This is a genomic window from Enterococcus sp. 4E1_DIV0656, from assembly GCF_002140695.1.
Taxonomy (GTDB): domain Bacteria; phylum Bacillota; class Bacilli; order Lactobacillales; family Enterococcaceae; genus Enterococcus_D; species Enterococcus_D entomosocium.
Genome location: NZ_NGLF01000001.1, coordinates 1,796,788 through 1,817,626 on the forward strand (window position 1 = coordinate 1,796,788; position 20,839 = coordinate 1,817,626).

General features: G+C 38.1%; 15 protein-coding genes. 12 read left to right on the forward strand and 3 right to left on the reverse strand.

Going from position 1 to position 20,839, the window contains the following annotated elements; genetic code table 11:
• Positions 1 to 594 (forward strand): SpaA isopeptide-forming pilin-related protein (locus A5882_RS08470; protein WP_086372658.1); only part of this gene is annotated, 594 nt, incomplete at its 5' end.
• Positions 595 to 678: 84 nt separating this feature from the next.
• On the opposite strand, the gene A5882_RS08475 is transcribed toward A5882_RS08470, so the two are convergent.
• Positions 679 to 2,613, reverse strand: coding sequence for a BglG family transcription antiterminator (locus A5882_RS08475; protein ID WP_139843241.1), 1,935 nt, complete (start codon positions 2,611 to 2,613; stop codon positions 679 to 681).
• A 247-nt stretch (positions 2,614 to 2,860) separates the two neighbouring features.
• Here A5882_RS08475 and A5882_RS08480 point away from each other — a divergent pair, with 247 nt between their 5' ends.
• The 4 genes from A5882_RS08480 (at position 2,861) to mngB (ending at position 7,700) form a co-directional block, all read left to right on the forward strand.
• The gene (locus A5882_RS08480) at positions 2,861 to 3,322 is read left to right on the forward strand and encodes a PTS sugar transporter subunit IIA (RefSeq protein ID WP_086372660.1); all 462 of its coding nucleotides are present in this window, start codon (positions 2,861 to 2,863) and stop codon (positions 3,320 to 3,322) included.
• On the forward strand, positions 3,319 to 3,642 hold the full coding sequence (locus A5882_RS08485) for a PTS fructose transporter subunit IIB (RefSeq protein WP_086372661.1): 324 nt from the start codon (positions 3,319 to 3,321) through the stop codon (positions 3,640 to 3,642). The genes A5882_RS08480 and A5882_RS08485 overlap by 4 nt, the downstream gene beginning before the upstream one ends.
• A gap of 18 nt (positions 3,643 to 3,660) precedes the next feature.
• Positions 3,661 to 4,761, forward strand: a complete 1,101-nt coding sequence (locus tag A5882_RS08490) for a PTS fructose transporter subunit IIC (RefSeq protein ID WP_008377165.1) — start codon at positions 3,661 to 3,663, stop codon at positions 4,759 to 4,761.
• A 263-nt stretch (positions 4,762 to 5,024) separates the two neighbouring features.
• On the forward strand, positions 5,025 to 7,700 hold the full coding sequence (gene mngB / locus A5882_RS08495) for a mannosylglycerate hydrolase (RefSeq protein WP_086372662.1): 2,676 nt from the start codon (positions 5,025 to 5,027) through the stop codon (positions 7,698 to 7,700).
• Positions 7,701 to 7,855: 155 nt separating this feature from the next.
• Here mngB and A5882_RS08500 read toward each other — a convergent pair whose 3' ends face one another.
• Both A5882_RS08500 and A5882_RS08505 read right to left on the reverse strand, forming a co-directional pair.
• Positions 7,856 to 8,947 carry a GDSL-type esterase/lipase family protein gene (locus A5882_RS08500; RefSeq protein WP_233499088.1) on the reverse strand — a complete coding sequence of 364 codons (1,092 nt, stop codon included), beginning with the start codon at positions 8,945 to 8,947 and terminating at the stop codon, positions 7,856 to 7,858.
• An 11-nt stretch (positions 8,948 to 8,958) separates the two neighbouring features.
• Positions 8,959 to 10,368, reverse strand: a complete 1,410-nt coding sequence (locus tag A5882_RS08505; protein ID WP_016613049.1) for a PTS transporter subunit EIIC — start codon at positions 10,366 to 10,368, stop codon at positions 8,959 to 8,961.
• 147 nt (positions 10,369 to 10,515) lie between these two features.
• Between A5882_RS08505 and A5882_RS08510 the strand changes: the two genes are divergently transcribed.
• The 7 genes from A5882_RS08510 (at position 10,516) to A5882_RS08545 (ending at position 20,729) form a co-directional block, all read left to right on the forward strand.
• Positions 10,516 to 11,232, forward strand: a complete 717-nt coding sequence (locus A5882_RS08510) for a GntR family transcriptional regulator (RefSeq protein WP_005237422.1) — start codon at positions 10,516 to 10,518, stop codon at positions 11,230 to 11,232.
• Between the two features lie 182 nt (positions 11,233 to 11,414).
• Complete coding sequence (locus A5882_RS08515) at positions 11,415 to 11,843, forward strand: GNAT family N-acetyltransferase (RefSeq protein WP_008377173.1); 429 nt, start codon at positions 11,415 to 11,417, stop codon at positions 11,841 to 11,843.
• A gap of 1,308 nt (positions 11,844 to 13,151) precedes the next feature.
• Positions 13,152 to 13,502, forward strand: coding sequence for a hypothetical protein (locus tag A5882_RS08525; RefSeq protein WP_005237418.1), 351 nt, complete (start codon positions 13,152 to 13,154; stop codon positions 13,500 to 13,502).
• Positions 13,499 to 14,320 carry a WxL domain-containing protein gene (locus A5882_RS08530; protein ID WP_005237417.1) on the forward strand — a complete coding sequence of 274 codons (822 nt, stop codon included), beginning with the start codon at positions 13,499 to 13,501 and terminating at the stop codon, positions 14,318 to 14,320. The genes A5882_RS08525 and A5882_RS08530 overlap by 4 nt, the downstream gene beginning before the upstream one ends.
• Positions 14,321 to 14,400: 80 nt before the next feature.
• Positions 14,401 to 15,456, forward strand: a complete 1,056-nt coding sequence (locus A5882_RS08535) for a DUF916 and DUF3324 domain-containing protein (RefSeq protein WP_086372663.1) — start codon at positions 14,401 to 14,403, stop codon at positions 15,454 to 15,456.
• Positions 15,457 to 15,472: 16 nt separating this feature from the next.
• Positions 15,473 to 18,706, forward strand: coding sequence for a WxL domain-containing protein (locus A5882_RS08540; RefSeq protein ID WP_086372664.1), 3,234 nt, complete (start codon positions 15,473 to 15,475; stop codon positions 18,704 to 18,706).
• Positions 18,707 to 19,238: 532 nt separating this feature from the next.
• Positions 19,239 to 20,729: a helix-turn-helix domain-containing protein gene (locus A5882_RS08545; protein ID WP_086372665.1), complete on the forward strand. Its 1,491-nt coding sequence runs from the start codon at positions 19,239 to 19,241 to the stop codon at positions 20,727 to 20,729.
• Positions 20,730 to 20,839: the final 110 nt, after the last annotated feature.

Here is a 20,839-nt window from a genome sequence, read left to right on the forward strand (position 1 = left end):
ACATACAAGTATACGATCCGAGAAGTCACAGGAACAGATAGCACGATCACCTATGATGACACAGTCTACAATGTAACGGTAAATGTGGAAGATCAATCGGGGCAATTAGTGGCAAGTCCAGCGTACCAAGAATCGATTCTTTTCAAGAATACTTATGTATCACCAAAACTTGGGAAAGTAACTCTGAAAAAAGTAGATAGCGAAACAGGAAAGCTACTGGCAAATGCAGAGTTTGAGTTGCAAGATTCGAAAGGAAATATTGTACAGAAAAAAATAGTTACAAATAAAGATGGAAAAGTTGAGATAAGCAATTTAGACATAGGAGAATATCAGTTAGTTGAAACTAAAGCACCAGATGGGTATCAAATCGATAAAACCCCTATCAAATTTTCAATAAATGATCGTTCAATTAAAGCAACCAGGGAAAAAGAGTTGGAGAAAGAAAATAAAAGGATAAAAAAATCAGATAGTGATGCTCTGCCTAAGACAGGAGAAACTGTAGATCAACGATATATACTCGTTGGATTGTTCTGTATCATTTGTTTCATCTTTTTAATAATACTAAAAAATAAAAAGGTCAAGAAACAGTCTTAATTTTGCTTACTATGAATGAGAAAAAAGAACTATCAAAATAAGATTAGTCATATCAACAAAAGGAGCTGGATTCCCCAGCTCCTTTTATAATTGCTTTATACAGCTCAAAAAGTGGTGATAGTCACTTTTTTGTAAGATTGCTTGTTGAATATCTTCACGATCCATCAATTCTAATAAAAGACTATAGATTTCTTCGGTATCTTCATATTCGTCTTTTTGAATCGCAAAGAGAAAGACAAATTTAACCAAATCACCATTTCCCCAATCAACACCATCAGGAATGATCGCCACTGAAACGGCTGAGCGTTTTGCCAGCAATGTCATGGGGTGGGGGATAGCAAGCCACTCGTTAATATTGGTCTGATTGATTGCTTCTCGTTTTTTCACACTGTCATAAAAATCTTGGGGCACAAAATCTTTTTGGTACAATTGCTGCGCCATTTTCTTTAGTAAGGTTTCTTTATCTGCATGATTTTCATGAAGAAAAAATGCTTTTTGAAACAATGAATAGATGCCGTCTTTTGTTTCACTGAGCGTTTCAATGAACGGTTCGATTTTGCCAATTTCTTTATCTAGCTTGGCCATGTTGATGTAAATAGAGGGAACCGAAAACTGTTCTAATGGAACGGTTGTGATCACAAAATCAATCGCAGAAAGATCACATTGTTGTAGCTCGACGTAAGAAAAGCGATCAACGACTTCGATCGTTTCTTGATAGTGCTTGATAATTTTTGCTTCAATAATACGACTCATGGCTCGACCAGTTCCACAAACAAGGATGACGCGATGTTTATGATGATTTCTGATGGAATTCCTTTCCATAGCACCTGCGATGTGCAAAGCGATATAGCCGATCTCATCAGGAGAAAAATAAAAACCGTGTTTCAGGCTTACCGTTTCTAAATGAGTCAAACATAAATCATAAGCCTGTGGAAAAGATTTTTTGATCGTTGTCAGCAATGGATTGCTACGGCGTGCATCCATTAGATTCATATTGATAAAGCCCTCAATATGAGATGTCAGATCTTCTATTAGCATCTTGTCTGTCTCTAATGCATAGTTTGACGTCTGTTTGATCGCAGCTAATAATTCTTCCACAATGGCTTTCGCAGTTTTCGTGGAAGAATCGCTTGCATCGCCTGTTTCAACTAAACGTGGTGCGTTCATCGCGAGATAGTAAATGAAGTATTGTTTTTCTCCAGCAGTCAATTGTATATCAAATGCATGATCGATTTCTTCTAAGAAGTGACCTACAACTTTCTGGGCGTCTTTTTTGAGCGCGGGCACATGCAAGGGAAATTCGTTGATCTGATGACCGGCTATAAAGCGACTGATTGCTAAAGCAAAATGAGAAAGAATGTTTTTATGATAGTAGTCAGAGTCTAACAAGTCTAAGGACGCCAGATGATTTAATGACAATTCTTGCAAACGGGTCAGATCAATCGTATCAAACAACTCAAGTTCCATTTCCGTGAAGCCGACCAAATACTCTTGGAGATCTTTTTCAATCAACAGATCACTGATTGCTTGGCGTTTGGCGAATTCGTTACCCAAGACTTCAAAGCCAATATTTGGACGATTTACTATTTTTAATTGATAGGTCGCTAAATTGTCTCGAGCCGTTTTTAAGTATGAGTAAAAGGTGTTTTTACTAATAAATAATCGATCAAGAAAATCATCTAAGGATAAAGGGTTTTCATTCTTAAATAAAAGGAAAAGTAGATAGGCTTGTCGTTCTTCACTCGTAGTCAGAAAGGACTCGGTAGTTGACATACTTTCAGTCCACCAGTCATGAAATTGTTCTTTTGAACCAATAGACAACAAATAGCCTTGCCCTCGAATCAACTTGATGGAGGCACCGACATTTGTTAACAAATCATTCAAATTTGCAATGTCGGTCCGAACCGTTCGCTCAGAAATCGAGAAGTTTTTCGTTAACTCCTTCATTGGTAGCGGCGCCGTTTGTCTAGTTAATACTTCCATTAGATCATCTAATCGTTGATAAGCAAGTTTTGACACTTGTTTCACCTCCGTGCTCTTTCTCATCATACAATAGAAAGAATAAGAAGGAAATGCTTCACCAGTACCGAAAATTTCCAGAAGAGTTGGCAATCATTTTGGAAAACGCTTTACTAATGATTGCCACTTGAATTGGAAATTTGTTGTGTTTACATCGTGAATCAGAAACCGTAAATTAAACGTGTACAGAAAATAAACCACACGAATTACGCTAATGGTTTCATAATAAAGGAAAGGAGCAGATGAGATGGATTTTCAGGAAAAAAATATTCTCTTGAATGTGGCTGTTACATCAAAAGAAGAACTGTTTCACGTGATTGCACATCATGCCTATGAATCAGGGATCGTTACCAATGCAGCAGATACATGTACGGCATTCATTGAACGGGAAGCTCAATATTCAACCGGCTTACAAGAAGGCTTTGCTATTCCACATGCAAAAGCTGAACCGGTTTTGGAACCGACCGTTTTGTTTATTCGTTTAGAGCAAGCCATCGAATGGGAAACTTTCGATGATTCGGCAGTCAAAAATGTGTTTGCTTTGATGGTCCCTAAAAAAGATGAAGGAACGGTGCATCTGCAAATGCTGAGTCGTCTAGCAACCGCATTGCTTGAAGAGACATTCATCCAGCAGATTCAACAATCAGAAGACAAAGCTTATTTAGCAGAATTAATCAAAAAGGAAATGATGGGAGAGAAAATTATATGAAAATAGTAGGGATTTCCGCCTGTCCAGCAGGATTGGCACATACACCGATGGCGGCAAAAGCTTTAGAAAAAGCTGGTGCGAAACTTGGCTATGAGGTCAAGATCGAACAGCAAGGCTCGTTAGGGCAAGTCAATGAGATCACTGTAGCCGAAGCAAAAGAAGCAGATTTCTTGCTTTTAGCGACTGACCAAAAAGTTGTTGGGATGGAACGGTTTGAAGGAAAACCGCAAATTCGAGTAAATATCAATACGTGTATCAAAGCACCGGAAGCGGTGCTGAAGAAATGTGTCGCTGCTGTTGAACAAAGAAACGCAAACTAAAGGAAAGAGGCAAGGATGATGAAAAGAGTTCTAGCAGATTTAAAAGGCCACTTGATGAGTGGAATTAGTTTTGTACTGCCATTGATTATTGGTGCTTCACTGGTTGTTGCCATTCCGAAAATGATTGCTCTTGGTATGGGGATCACAAGCTTAGATCCTTATGCTGACACGGAAGGCTTTAAACATGCGCTTTATTTGATTGAACAAGTAGGGTGGACAGGAATCGGCTTGATCAATACTGTCTTGGCTGGTTTTATCGCGTATTCTGTTGGAGATAAGGCTGCGCTAGGTGCCGGCTTTATCGGTGGTGCAGTCGCTTCTAGCACCAATGCTGGGTTTTTAGGGGCAGTTATTGCTGGGTTCTTAGCAGGATACTTAGTGAAGTGGGCGAAAGAACATATCAAATTACCGGAGTCGTTTGCTGGGGTGATGCCGCTGGTAATTTTACCCTTGATTGCTACATTGTCTGTAGCAATCGTCATGGGCGCCTTACTCTCTGAGCCATTGGCGTGGATCAATACTAGTTTGGTTGAATGGATCCGAACCATGATTGAAAATGACGTTAACAAAATTTTACTGGCAGTCATCATGGGGGCAATGATTGGCTCTGACTTAGGGGGACCTGTAAACAAAGCTGCTTGGATGGCAGGAAATGTGTTACTAGCGGAAGGGGTCTTTTTGCCAGCTATCATCGTGAATGTTGCGATTTGTGCGGTACCATTTGGATATGCCTTAGCAACTTTGTTCCACAAAAATCGATTCAACAAAGAGCTACTGGATGCTGGGCGTAATAACTTTATTATGGGGTTCATCGGAATCACAGAAGGAGCAATTCCTTTTACATTAGTCAATCCATTACGGCTTGTGCCGATCAACATGTTGGGAGGAGCAATCGCTTCTGGTTTGGGGATCGCATTAGGAATGTATGACAAAATGCCGCCAGTTGGGGGAATATACGGCTTCTTCACTGTTGGAAACGGTTGGGCGTATTTGATTGGACTATTTGCAGGAGCAGCCTTCATCGGTTTTGTCGCGCCTTTATTCGTGAATTTCAATAAGCAAGAAGAACAAACAGAAGATATTGCCCTCGATGATATTGAAGTGAGCTTTGAAAATTAAGCAACAAGGCTGATTAGCTAAATAGTAGCAAAAGAAAAGGCACGAGCAGGTGATTTTTCAAGAACGCTTTAAGGCATCTGACAATGTCAAGACTTGGGGAAGAAAACGAGAGTATTTGAAGAGAATCGATTTTCAAAATTCGAAGTATTTGTGTAAGAATCAAATTATGTGTACCAGATGGTAAAAAAATTGAGAAAAATTAATAGGCACGAACGACACCCATCGTTACGTGCCTTTTCTAATCACGGGAGAGGAATGATTGAATGAAAAAAACAGTACATGTCGTACCCCACAGTCATTGGGATCGCGAATGGTATTTTACTACGAGTCGCTCGAAAATCTATTTGATGCACGATCTAAAAAACGTCATTGAACAACTAGAAAAGGATGATCCTTATGAAAGTTTTATCTTAGATGGACAGGCTTCTCTGTTAGATGATTACTTGAAATGGCGTCCGCAGGACAAAGAAAGGATTCAACAACTTGTCCAACAAGGAAAATTGATCATTGGCCCATGGTACACACAAACCGATCAATTAGTGATCTCGGGAGAAAGCATTGTTCGAAATATGTTATATGGCATGAAAATTTGTGAAGCATTCGGAACCTACATGAATGTCGGCTATGTGCCAGATTCTTTCGGACAAGCAGCTAGTATGCCACAAATCTATCGTGAGTTTGGTATCACTGACACGATGTTTTGGCGCGGTGTCAGTGATGACGATGTTAAACACACAGAGTACAAATGGCGTGGAGAAGATGGTTCTGTGGTCAATGTTTACCAGATCCCAAGTGGGTACTACATTGGCGGTGCCATTCCTGAACGAGAAGCAGAATTAGCAGAGTTCTTACATCAAGAACCGTTTAAAACGACTTGGGGACGCAGTGCAACGGATCAAGTGTATTTTCCAAATGGTTTCGACCAAGCACCAGTTAGAGAAAATCTTCCAGAATTGGTTGATCGAATGAATCAACTGTATCAGGATGAGTATGAGTTACAATTTTCAACGATCGAAAAATACATTGCTGCGGTCAAAGCACGCCATCCTGAGTTGGAAGAAATCGCTGGTGAACTGATCAACGGAAAATTGATGCGAATTCACAAAACGATTTTTTCTTCACGTCCTGATTTGAAGGCGATGAACACTCAGATCCAACATTACTTAGTCAATGTCATGGAGCCTATCTTAACTATGGCTATGCAATTAGGATTTGAGTACCCCGTGGAAACAGTCATAGAGATTTGGAAGTTAATGTTTGAAAATGCGGCGCATGATTCGATTGGTTCTTGTGTTTCTGATACGACCAACGAAGATATCTATATGCGCTATAAACAAGCGCGAGATATTTCTATGAATCTTGTCGAATTGACGTTACGACAGATTTCTACAGCAATCAACAATCCACAAGCACAAGACATTACTTTTACGCTTTTCAATACCTATGACACAAGACGTAATGGGGTGATCGAAGCAGAGGTTTATTTGCCGCAAAAAGAGTTTGCGATCCTTGACCAGTCAGGTCAGGCGTTACCTTATACGATTTTAGAGCTTACCGACCAAACGGAGTATGTGTTGAATCAGGGGAACATATTAGATCCAGTCAAGGAGATCTATTTGCCGGAGAAAGTCTATAAAGCAAAAATTGCCATAGAAACGACTGACGTGCCGAGTATGGGGTATACCCAGCTGACGATTGATTTAAAAGGTGATACAAGCGCACCATTGCAGGAGATTACAACCAATACGATCGAAAATGAGTACTATCAGATCACTGTCAATAGCAATGGTTCGTTGGATATTCTAGATAAAACCAATCAAGTACTTTATCAAAATCAAGGGATTATTGAAGAAAATGGCGACGATGGTGATTCATTCAATTATTCACCACCTGTGAAAGATTTTGTGATTTCATCAATTGATGCGCAACCAACGATCTCGATTCAGCAATCAGCGATCTACCAAAAGATTGATGTGGCATTCACCCTGAGGGTTCCGAAGGATTTAGCTGAACGTGCAGAAAAGAAGGTCTCAGCTTCACTGCCGATCCAATTGACAATCGTGTTGAAAAAACAATCGCAACAAATTGATTTCAAATTAACGGTTGAAAACCAACAAGTGGATAGCCATCGGGTATGTGTGCTATTTGATACCGGAATTTCCTCGAAATTTTCGCTGGCTGACCAACAGTTTGGTACGTTGCAGCGTCCCGTTGTGTTTGAAAAAGAAATGGCCCTTTGGGAAGCCAATAAAGAGCAATGGAATGAGCAGCCGATCGCCATAGAAACGTGTCAATCGTTTGTCGGTTTATTCGATGAGTCCCATGGCGTAGCAGTCATGCCCCAAGGTGTACGTGAATATGAGATCGTGGGGGAAGCGTTTGATACGATTCGCTTAACGATTTTACGAACCTATGGCTTCATGGGGAAAGAGAATCTACTGTATCGTCCAGGGCGTGCTTCAGGAGAATCAGTGATTGCGACACCAGCTGCGCAGTGCCACAAAACGATGCATTTTGATTTCTCTGTTGCTTACTTTGCGCAAGGATTTGATCAAGCAAATGTTGCACAGCGTGCCAAACAAGCAGTAACACCGATCACGCTTTATCAATCCGCAGAATTTCTGAATTCCCGCTTGATATTTACTTTAGGACCGGTTGACCCAACCTTACCGGCAAACTTTAGTCTTTTTGAGATCAATGGCAATTTGACCCTAAGTGTATTGAAAAAAGCCGAAGCTCGTCCAGGTTATATTTTGCGTCTATACAATGGGCTTTTAGATGAAGTTGGACACGCGACGATCACATTTAACCATCCAGTGAACGTAGTAGAAACAGTCGATTTAAAAGAAGCTACAAAAGAAGCACTTCTTGTGGAAAAGAATGTAGTCACTCTTGAAAAGATAGGCCATGCAAAATTTGTGACATTGTATGTAGAATAATTGCTAGTGATCGAGAGTAAGGATATTCAAGTGCAGAGTTGAAGAAAATTCATAGTGAAAAGGTCAACCTCCCGTATACATTTTAACCAGATGTGTATGGGAGGTAGGTTTTATTTTTGACTATTTTTAACAGTTTTTGTTGAGAGTCTATCAATTCACAGCAATGAAAGGCAAAGAATTTTCTCAGCCACAGCTTTTCCTAAAATTTCCCCTCCAGTTTGAGAAAAATGCAGATGATCCCCCGAATCAAATGCAGAAGCTAATCTCGTTTTATCAGAAGGATCTCTTACCATATCATTGATATCGATCGTATTTGCTTGAGTCATTATCCATTGATTAAACGCAGTTCGGATAGCTTCTTTTTCCTCGGTCCAACTCGGCTTTCCTTGGTTGTAAGAATAGTTAAAAGGGGGAAGCGTGAGGGGAACAAACGGAATGTCTGCTTTTTTTGCCAGATTTATTAGAACTTTGTATTGTTGGATCAACTCTTCTTTGATAGGTAATTCTGAAAGCGGTGAGCCAGTTCCTGGGTGAAACAAGTCATTTAACCCAATCAATGAAACAATCAAATCTGGCTTTTGATCCACGACATCTGCTTGGAACCTGTCGATTCCTGCAACACCAAAGCTGTCTTTCCAACGAGAAATCCCTGAACCAGCATGTGTCAGACGATTGCCTGATATGCCAGCATTAAAGCTTGTTGCAATCAGACCACGTTTGTTTAGATTGTCGATGACACTATCACTAAAATATCCTTGATTCGTCAAAGAGTCGCCAAAAAAAGCAATGACTTTTGCATCAACTTTCGTTTCTAGAGCAACTGAAGTAATCCCAAAAATAAAGTTATTGGTTTCTCTTATATTCGAATGGACTACTTGATCAGATAGTAAGTTTGCCGAGGAAGATACTCGATTGATCTCGTTGGAGAATAATGCCTCTATCAGAATATCGGCTCCTTTGGTTACTGAAAAATCAACGTCATCTGTCCATAAAGTGGATCCAGCTGGGACAATGAATTGTGGTCGATTATCTAAGGTAATAACATTGGATTGTTGGTTTCCCGGATTACTACTGATTTTTATCGACTCTACGTTTAAATCAAAAGAATCATAGCGGTTACAAAGTTCGAGTGCTAATCGTTGTCCAGAAAGCGGCTGCTTGATTCTTAAACGTAATTTACGTCCATTAGGAGAAAAGTTTAGTACTTGGTAATTAGAAAATACTTGATGCCAAATTATTTTTTTCATCATATATCACCTTACAGTTCATCTGCAGCTTTCATTTTATCATTGAAACCAAAAAGCCAAGTCAAAAGAAAGGATAGCAAAAATGTTCCTATATGAGAGAGTAGATAAGCATAGAAGTTTTTATCGATCCCTGCAACCGGGTTGATAAAAGAGGCAAATCCTATAACCCCACCTGCGAATCCATAGTTGACCAAGTGAAGGAAACCTGCTAGAGCACCACCAAAAATATTTGAAAGGGTCACGAGATAGAAGACTTTTTTGTATTTTAGTAGAATACCATAGATTGCAGGTTCGCCAACACCGCATATTTGTGAAAGAGTGGCAGCAAAGGCAACTTGTTTTAGTTGAGCTTTTTTTGTTTTCAATGCGATTGAGCATGTTGCACCCGCAATACCCATCATCAATACAGACGAGAAGGCATTCATCATACTAAATCCGTTAACAGTTAAATCGTTGACGATGATCGGAATCAATGGCCAATGCATGCCGAAGACCACTAAGACTGGAAAAAGTGCGCAATAGACTGCTCCGCCAATAATCGTGTTAAAGTCAAAAATGGTACTAATTCCGAATGCTAGCCCATCACTAATAATCGTTATGATTGGTCCGATGATAAGAAGAACGGCTAAGCTTAGTACCAGAACTTCAACGATTGGTGACACAATGGAAGAAATCACGAGAGGAACAATTTTCTTTAAAAACTTTTCAACATACGTTGCTAACCAAGCAGCGACCAGAATAGGGAAAACCGAAGCTGTATAATTCATAATGGGGAATTCTATGCCAAAAATAGCGACCTTCGCAGCTGTACTTGAAGCAATAGTGACTATATTTGGGTGAATGAGTATCGCACCGACGACTGCCAGAACAATAGGATTCACCTTTAATTTTTGAGCTGCAGTAAAACCTAAGATGACAGGTAAAAAATAAAAAATGCCATCTGCAATCGTGCTAATCAATAGATAAGATTGCGAACTATCTTGTAATAAACCAAACGTCACCAACGAAGCTTGTAATCCTTTGATTATTCCAGCTCCTGCAAGAAGACCGATGACGGGCATCATTGAACCTGTAATTATGCCAATAAACTGATTGAAGCCATTTCGAAATAGCTGAAGAAAATCACTATTGGAATCATTTTCCACCACTCCCTCTGTAGAATCAAAGACTTGATCATTGTTTAACTGGCGCATTACTTCCTCGTAAATAGCATTTACTTTGTTTCCAACAACCACCTGATATTGTCCTTGAGCTTCTACTACGCCCATTACATCATCCAACTCTTTTATCTTAGTTGTATCGGCTTTCTCTTTGTCCACTAGATAGAAACGAACACGTGTAATGCAGTGGATGACATTTTTGATATTATTTTTTCCACCAACGTACTCAATCATGTACTCCGCTAACTGTTTGTCACTCATAATAAAACCTCCTCATTTCTTTTAACCGGTTACGCTCATTTTAAATTTGTTTAAACAAATAATCAAGCATTTGTTTAAACAAATTTAAGTTTTTTTATAGGTAGAATGATATCATGTTATAATTAACTGAAAGAGTGAGGTGGAACTATGGTGAATAAGTTTCGGGATATATATGACACTTTGAAAAATGAAATTAATGAGGGACTCTATAACGATACAATGGTTTTACCGACCGAAATGGCGTTAATTGAGCGATTTGGTACTAGTAGAAATACAGTTCGCAGAGCGATTCAACTGCTTAATGAAGATGGATTGGTTTATAGTGTGAAAGGAAGAGGGGTAGTTATTCTTGAAAGAATCGAGATTGACAAGAAGTCTTTCAAGGTAGGAAATTTTCAAGGATTGAAGGCACTATCCGCAGATACTGAGGTCGAAAAAAAAACAATTGTGCAAGAATTTCACGAGTTGACTGTTGATGATTCATTAGCAAAAAAAATTTCATTTCCGGTTGGTGAAAGAGTATACCTTGTGAAACGATTACGCCTCATTGATGGGAAAGCGATGATGTCAGATACGAGTTATTTCAAAAAAAGTATCGTTAAGGGTCTTAATGAGAAAATCATAGCCGGATCAATCTACGACCATATCAAACAAAACTTAGATTTTAAAATCGCTGCATCAAAGTCTATAATGAAAGTTGAATCTGCAAAAGATTCTGACTTTAAAGAATTAGCTTTAGGAAAAAATAATTGTGTGGGAATATTGGAAAATGCGGTCTATAATGATATGGGAAAATTATTCGAATATACGACAATCAGGTATATTCCTAACGAATATGCACTCATTTCATTTGATCAAAATTAAAAACTGGTTTAGCTAAATAACATAAAAGATCATAGCAAAGGGATTTCTAGTACATTGTCTGTATACTTTTTTTCTATTGCACTTGTACAAATCAACTAGCTGTCATTTATTTCTAAGTTGATAAATGAATGTGAGTTATCTAAAACAAGACCGAATAAAAAGCCAAAAGGTGGGAGAATACTATGAGAATTAGAGCTGCTGCATTGTCTGATCATAAAGAACTAGCTCATTTGTCGAAAGTACTAGGCTATCCAATCGAAGAAGAAGTATTGATCGAAGGCCTAAAGAGAATTTTAGCTGAGGAGGATCATCTCTTGCTGGTCGCTGAAATAGAGGGAAAAGCAGTTGGAATGATTGAAGCACAGCCATATTCAACAGTTTATTCTGCCGGGCGATTTTTTAATGTCCTAGGTTTGGTAGTGGATGATCAAGTGCAAAAGCAAGGCGTTGGCGGGAAACTACTGTCGGCAATTGAAGCAGAAGCCCGACAGCGAGGAATGCAAGGCATTCGATTAAATTCGAATGTCAAACGCCATGCTGCCCACAAGTTTTATGAAAACCATGGCTACCACAGCAGTCATGAACAGAAACGGTTTATCAAGGAATTATAAAAATGCAAAGACGCTGGAGGAGTGACAAACGACTCTTCAGCGTCTTTTTTGTATCCACGTTTTTATTTGTTCAATTTAAGACAGAAAATCTAGGTTCTAAGGGATCAATGCTAGCTGTAGCCTTCAGATACAAATGCATAGATCATGGAGGAACATTTCTTTAATCTTTTAGTGAAGAGGATAATTTTATTAACTGGTCCACGAATAAATAGATAATTTTCTATTTCTATGACTTGAATAGTGGTAAGAAAATCACTCAATTATTGAGGAAAATGGACGTACACTAGGTAAACCCATTTAATTGCTACCTTTTTATCCGTCTAATCATAGGAATGTATTAATGTTTGCTAAAGATCAATCAGATACTCAAACTTTTTTAGTTTTTGATAAGCTGATTTTCCTTTTCTTGAAAGTTTCACTTTGCTGAATTTAAATCGTCTTCGATTGGCTGATAGCAAGGATCGATGTAATCGAGTATTGATGATAGATTCAATTTCATTCTCTTCTTCTGTGGTTAATTTGATAGGGGAATACCCGCTTTTAATCAAAGAATATGAATATTCCAGACAGCTCATTTTATAAATAAAAGCAGTCAATTTTACTTTTTCGACCCTCATTTAATCACCCTTTCTTCTTAAAATATAGTAGTAAAGAAGATACAAAATTGCCATTCGATATTTACTTCGTGTTATGCAAATATTGAAAAAGAGATGAGTTTATGATGGAAGTTCCCTCTATTTATGGCCTGTTATTTTAGCAAGAAAGTTTTTTTTCTTATCTACTGATTTTTAATAACTAGAAGAAATACCCGGTATTGATATGAATAGCCTAGCTATATCAAGGGAATGACATAGGAAAGCAACAACTTAAAAAAAGCAAGACCTAAAATTTTTAAAAGCTGCTTTTTTTGTTTTTTTTTGCACGGTATTTTTGCGAATTTGGTGCCATTTTAAAAATGATTTTTACTATTTTTTTATTAAAAAACAATTGTTTTCTCTGGGGGGACTTAGTATGCAAGAAATAATAAATGAATATACGGGTTATAAATAATTGTTATTTTTCTCAAAAATGCATGGCGCTATGAAAATTTCGATTTTGATTTTTTCTTACCCACTTGTAATCTATTAGATGCAAGAAGCAAACAGAACGCACCGTTTTTTTTCGAAAAGTTGAATCACTAATTTTAAAAGGTAGACTAAAAGATTTATTTTTCAAAAATATCTGTTAGAAGTGATTCAGCTTTTATAAAAGAAAAATACAATGAGTCATCTAAATTGATGGCTAATTTTCACTAAAGGAGGGTGGTGAATGAAATCAAAAATAGGTGAGGGAATGTTGGTCTTTTGCATAGTAGTTTTCATCCATTTTCCAACTATTGTTTATGGTACACAAACTCAAGAAGTGAAAACTGAAGGCATGATTAGTTTCACTGGTACATACGAACCCATTGGCGCGCCAGAGCCTAAGCCACCAGTTCACGTTGTCAAGCCACCTTCAGATGGTAGTTCAAGTTTGGAAAAAACTTTTCCACAAACAAATATGATCACAAACACTTGGTGGAAATCGATTGGATTAAGTTTACTTATCATTGTCGTTTGTTGGTGGGGGAAAGCATTGAAAAACATATATGAATTAAAAGAAAGTAGGAATGAAATATGAAATTTATTCGTTTAGCGTCAATTGCCGTATTATCTACCACTATTTTAGCTGGAAGTGCGACCAAAGCTTATTCACAAGAGGTTCGAGATGTAACCTCGAATGGACAAGTTGAGTTTCGTCCGGCGGGTGAAGAGGATGGAGAGCTAGAGGTGGTGAATCCAGTACCAAATCCAGATGTGGAGATTGAACCCGAAATTCCTGGGACCACTGGAGAATTATCCATCATGAAAGTAGCAACGATGAATTTCGGTACACAAGTAATTTCTAATCAAGATAGAGAATATAACATGGTTGCAGAAATGCAGCAAAAATCTGGAACAACGGGTGACGATAATAAAGTACCTTATGTCAGTTTTGCTCAGGTTCATGATCTACGAGGAACAAATGCCGGTTGGGATCTAGAAGTTAGTTTAAGTAATTTTGAGTCACAAACACAAAACAATATTTTGACGGGTGCTTGGATAGAGTTTGTTGGTTCTGAGATTAGGTACGAGGGAAGCAATAATTTAAATTCACCTAGCGCTCATGAAGATAATTTAGAACTACTCACAAACGGGGCTGCTCGTTCAGTGATGAGAGCGATAAAAGGTCAAGGCGCCGGGGTTTCTTCAGTTGTCTGGGGAAATCAAGAAGAACTGACAAATCAATTTTCCTCAGAAGATTTTGATTCTAAAAATGATGTTGTAGAAAATGGTGCCATCAAATTGCATGTTCCGGGTTCTACTGCTAAAGATGCGACCACGTATAAGGCAACACTGTTATGGGATTTGACAACGACTCCTAATGGCGATGTTGGTGATGAAGAAAATAATATTTAGTAAGAGCAGGCACCAGAAAACTTTATGAAAAATTCTCTACAGCGTTGCATGAATGTGTAGCGTTGTTTTTTTTAGAAAGGATGATTCATTTGAACCATACTCATATATCTACTTATTTACAGCATTTGTTCCTTAAATATAAGGTTTTTTTTCTTCTTTCGATTTTCTTGTTTCCAGCATTGGTCCAAGCCGAAGAAAGTAGCCTGAATTTTCATGTTGTACCGGAATTACCTGCTAGCCAAGTAGACAGTACAAATAGTTACTTTGATCTGAATCTAGCACCAGGTTCAAAAGAGAAATTGTCCTTAAAGCTTCATAACGGGAGTGAAGAAACCATTCAAGTGCGAATCACCCCTCATACTGCTTATACCAATGTGCATGGTTTCGTGGAGTATGGCAAAAAGGCAGAAGAACCGGACCCAACATTACTATATTCTCTTGACGAATTGATTGAATCACCAGATGTGGTCGAGCTCAGTGGAAATGAAACAAAAACAGTGAACTTATCACTTCAAATGCCAGACGCTTCCTTTGATGGATTTCTAGCAGGTGGGCTGCGTATTAGTGAAGTGAAGGAAGAGACAGAAGAAACGGTTAGTGAGCAAGAGGGGGTTGCAGTAAAAAATGAATTTGCTTATGTCATAGGAGTTGTGGTCAGCAATACTCGAGATTCTGTAGAACCAGATTTAGAACTCTTAGATGTTTTCCCAAATCAATTGAACTTTCGCAATGTAATTAGCGCGACGATTCAAAATGTGACGCCAACCTTTGTGAATCGACTAGCCATTAAAGCGAGTGTTCAGCGCGAAGGTGAAACAGAAATTCTTTATGAGGCAAGTGACGAGCAAATGCAGATGGCACCTAATTCCCACTTTCATTTTCCAATTCCTTTGGGAGGCGATCGTTTTGAAGCTGGCAATTATCTTTTGAAACTGACAGCAACTTCTAAAGGGGAGACGTGGTCCTGGGAACAAAAATTTACGATTGATTCTGAAAAAGCGCGAAGTTATAACCGTACAGATGTCACGATTGACGCAAGCACAAACTGGTGGATGATAGGATCACTTGTTTTATTTTTTGCGTTATTGGGGATGATCGTTTACGAACTCTATAAGAAAAAGCTTAAAAGAAAGTAAGGAGGTGTGAGATCGGATGAGTAAATTATTTAGGAAAGCGGTAATTTATATTATTGCTTTCAAAATGATTGCACAATCATTCTCTGTACCATTGAACATGGCTTTTGCAGAAACGCTTACTGATTTTGATGATGTGTCTGAAACTAATGAATTTCCTTCTATCGTGGAGCAAACAGAAGCGGACGAATTAAAGGATGAAACCTTTCATTTTTCTGATACTTATCTTAAAGGAAAAGTATCAGAACCGATAATCGTAAAGATTTTTTCAAACAGTGAGTATCTATCTGTTCCTATTACTTTGCCAGAAGAGGCACAGATTGTTGAAGAAAAATTACCAGAGGGTATTTCTATAAAACAAGAAGCACAATTAGGTCGGTGGCTAATTGAATCCGTTCGTCCTCAAGATACATTTGACATTCCTTTGTTTTTCGAAGTTCCAGGGAAATATCAAGTATCTGTATTAGAAAAAATACTTGTTCTTGAAATAGAAGAAGAGCAACCTACAAATGAGGCTAGGGACACAGAGTCAGAGGAAAACAATGGTATTTTTCCTGATGAAGATGGAATTGCTGGACAAGAAAGTGTAGAAACGGGTATTGATTATGAAGCATACAGTGAACATCTTGAGTTATTCAATGAAGTTTTTGAAGGCACACCATTAAACGAGAACAGAAAAGTTATCGTAGATGTGAACAATCTGCAAGACTATTTTCATTTTATTGGCAACGCAAAGAATGACGGTTTTGGTCAAGTGACACTCACGGAAGAAGTAACCAATCAAGCCGGTGCCATAACTCTAAAAGAAAAAATGCTCTCTGGTTATCCTATGCGAGTCACTGGCTCGATTAATACTGGACGTCTCAGTAATACGGGTTTAGGTTCGAGTAGAGGTGGCGATGGGGTCGGCTTTGGTTTTCATGCGGATGACTTAGATGCTGTAGGTGAAACAGGTCAGGGGATGGGGCTTGCAGGATTGGCTTCTTCTTTTGGCTTTAAAATTGATACGTATAGAAACAGTAGTGCAACAGCTCTAACTGAAGCGGACCCCTCGTCAATAGATGGAACTTCAAACTCTGCATTTGGTGCATTTGTTTATACAGACTCAAACTCAGGCATCCTGCGAAACTATCAAGGGAATGAAGCGCCTCCTCGAGTCACAACAAATCCCAGTAATAACTCTTTTCGAAATTTCTCGTTAGTTTACAATCCCGGTGTCGACAACAAAATACTCAGTATTAGCTATGAAGGAAGAGTATGGCGAGTTGATGTTTCTCAGTGGATAGACACAGAAGACTTATCTTTTATCATTTCTGCTGCGACAGGTGGGTCAGTCAACCTCCATCAAATTCGTCTTGATCGCTTTGAGTATGTGGCAGCAGCTACGGAATATGATTTTATTGAAGGGGATCGGACCAATTTTTTGGACCATTTTCATTTGAGCGGTTCGGCAATTTATAATGACCAAACTGGAATCGTCACACTAACCGAGGATAGGAGTAATCAAAACGGTAGTATTTTACTTAAAGAAAAATTGAGTAATATGCATCCTTTTGAGTTTAAAGGTCGTGTCAATATTGGGAATGGAAACGGAGGACAAGGAGCATCGGGTAGTTCTTTGAGCGGAAGTGATGGCGGTGATGGAATAGGTTTTGGCTTCCATCAATCTGAACTTGATACGTTAGGTCAGTCTGGACAAGGGATGGGCATAGCAGGACTGCAAAACGCTTGGGGATTTAAATTAGATACTTATCACAATCGTGTGGATTCGGGATCTGCCACTGCAGATTTAGACGAGTTTCGATCCACTGGTGTTTGGCCTTTGGTTACCCACAATCCACATGGGTCATTCATCTATACCAGAGACGATGGAATGTTGACTAGCCATGTAAGTAACAATAACGATAGTTCAGCAGCAAAGGCGATCTTAAGGAATAATAATAATTTATTTAGAGAGTTTAAAATGACCTATAATCCCGGAGAGTATGATTCGATTTTGTCAATTGAGTATAATGGTCAGGTTTGGCACCATGATGTCAGTGAATGGCTATCTAGTGGAAATGTTACTGCTTTGTCTTTTATTATTTCAGCAGCAACAGGCGCTCAGAGTAATCTACAACAGATAGAGGTAGATTACTTTAAATATATTGTTGGAGAGGGATCGGTCAACGTTGAATACAAAGATATTGATACACAGGAGAATATTTTGTCTGGGGAATCATTTACGGGCAAGTTGGGTGACTCCACTTTCATCGATCCTAAAAGTAAAGAAAGTGATGAACCATTTCTTAATGGCTATGATTTTGTAGGAATTAGTGAAGACTCCTCTTCGCTGATTGACGACAAAGGATATTACACATTTTCAGATGAAGAAAAGACAATTGTTTATTACTTTACTAGAGCAAAAAATGAAGTCAAAGTGATGCACGTCGCCGAGCCAGGAACGATTGTTTTTAAAGAAGAAACCGTTGAAATTCCCGTGAATCAACACAAAGAATTTTCTGCAGAATATTTTGAAGGATATGAACTCTTATATATTCAAAATGATGAGGAAATCTTAGAAGATGTGCAATCTCTTACTTTAAAAATTCAAAGAGACTCTCCCAAATGTATCAGATTCGTTTATATAAAAGAAAATGATCGTGTTTCTCCGTTAGATCCACTAGCTCCAGATAAAGAAGTAAATCCTGAAAATCCCCCATCTCTGCCTGAAAACCAGGGATTGTTCAGTATTGATTTTGCATCCAATTTTTATTTTGGCTCCTTTGCAATTTCCGTACAAGACAAAAGATATTACGCTAAGCCACAAAGATTATTATCAGTTGATGGAATGTTCATTGAAGAGGAGATTCGACCAAATTACGTTCAAGTCAGCGATCGCCGTCCATCAAATACTCGTGGGGGATGGGAGCTCTCTGTGAGTCAAAACGAGCAATTCTATAGCGCTGAAACAGGATCGGAGTTAACAGGGGCAAGCTTTATATTCCAGAATCAACAATTAGTTTCAGTACAAGATGGCATCGAACCTGGCTTGCAGCAGACGACACCTATCACACTTATTCCTGGTGGAGCTAAACGCACGGTTTTAAAAGCTCAAGGAGCTGAAGGGACGGGAACATGGATTTATCGATTTGGTGATTTTGAAAGTGCTGGTCGAAGTGTGATTTTAGAGGTTCCTAAGGGGGCCAATCCTGATGCTGCAAGTTATAAAACGACATTAACCTGGGAGTTAAGTTCGGTACCATCTAATTGATTTCTCTCATGAAAAAGTTTGTTTCTTTGGCTTATATAGGAAAATATCAAGTGAAAAGGTCTGCGATGGAGTTGATAGCTACTATCCATGCTACCGTTCGTTTAAGTTTGGACAAGTATTAAATCGAGAATCAGAATAGCCTATACGTGCATTTTGACAGATCATCTACACGTCATTCAATAATGATAAATCAATGATTCCTCCCTTTTTTATGGGCGCACATAAATTATTCTGACAGATATTAATATAGGTGTCTTTCTTTGTTTAGTTGAAGGCTTACGATACTTTTCTGATCGCTTAACAGGTCTCTTTGTGGTGAAGTCTACAATCAAGGTATGTTTCTAAAATGATCAGTGTTGGATAGGGATCCATTGTTCAAGTGATAGAAATTTCTTAAAACATACCAGAGTTCCTAGGTTCTAAAAGAACTAAATGAATGCTAATAGAGCGAATGATACTTATGAACAAAGCGATACCAAAGCGAGTATTAGCAATCTATTTAAGTACTAGTTAGTAGATGGAAAGATAGAAAATGATTACAAATAAAGCGAGGAATATGATGCGTGAACTTCAAATTGCTTTTATTACAAGTCCTATGATCAGAAGATGGATGCGAATTTTAACTATTATAGAACAAGAAGAGACTTTTACAACTATTACGCTAGCTGATAAATTGGCAATCTCCCAACGTACACTAGTCAAAGATATTCATTTAATAAAAGAACACTTCGGTGATAGTGTTGCTATTTATTCAAATAATACTGGTTTTCGTTTTGCTGAAATCGATCGTCTAATGTACCAAGAGAAAAAAGAGGAACTTTTAGACCAAGATGCACTTTATGAAATATTGGAAAGAATTTTTTATGGTGATTTTGCTGACCTCGATGAACTCGCACATCAGTACAATTATGCAGAAACTACCCTAAGACGTTTTTTAAAAAAGACACAACCAACATTGGAAGAATACGATCTTAGCCTCAGCTTTAAACCTGTAAAATTTATTGGAGAGGAGTCAAACATAAGGAAATTTTTCTTTGATTTTTATTATGGAGGCGAACAAACTCCACAAACGGTTCGCCCCCCAGATGACCTGCATGCAATTATTCAAAAAGAACTTTCAGCAGAGTTGAAAACTTATAAAATAGGAACGGGAATTTCAATTGCTGCCTTCTATTCATTACTTTACTTGACTATGGTAAGAGTAAAACAAGAACAGTTGATTAAGGTTCCCGAATGGGCTAAGAGACTCGTTTATCAGGATGAGGATTACCAGTTATTTGAGTCACTGATCCCAATCATTGATAGAGAATACGGAATTCTCCTGCCGAAAGATGAGTTAGTCTGGCTCTATTTAATGATTGTATCAAAACGTACTACAAGTTGCTTGGAATACGAGCAGTGTTTTTTGCTGCGATTTGATCAATGGCCTCAAACTACTGCAATAGTCACTGATTACTTTTCAAATGAACTCTTTAGTCAATGGGATCGTCCTTTGTTAATAACCTTTACGAGGTCTTATTTCATTGCATGGCAATTAAGTAACGCCCTTTGGCCAATATGGAATAAACAGCAAATAGAAGTGAGACATATTGCCATGCAACAATCATCCTATGAAAAAAATGTAGCGTTCCTGAAAAAACATCAGGAGGAATTAAGATTATCTGCTACAGCACTTGAGGAATTAGCTGTTGGATTTACTTTATTTAGTGAACTTTTAATTCATTCTCATCAGCCTCGTCAAAATATTTTATTTTTATTGGAGGGCGATTCAATGGTGGTTCAAAGTATCCGTCTTCAAGCACAACGTTTGTTAGGCGAAAGCTATCAGCTAAATTTTTTATCCTTACCAGAGTTGACAGAGGAGCGCTTAAAATCTAATAAAACAGATTTAATAGTCACGAATTACCGACCATATATTTTTGATTATGAGTTGGAGAAAGATTATCTCCTTATTAATACAATTCCAAATCAGAAAGATTGGGATCAACTAATGCAGAGGTTAAATACTTTAGTGACAAGTTAACTTGATTAAAAAATACGTTTTGAAAATGAAGATAGATAATCTTATTAAAATACTTACTAGGGTTGATGATTTTACTTATTCAAAGATTAAGTACAAAAAGCAAAATTGTA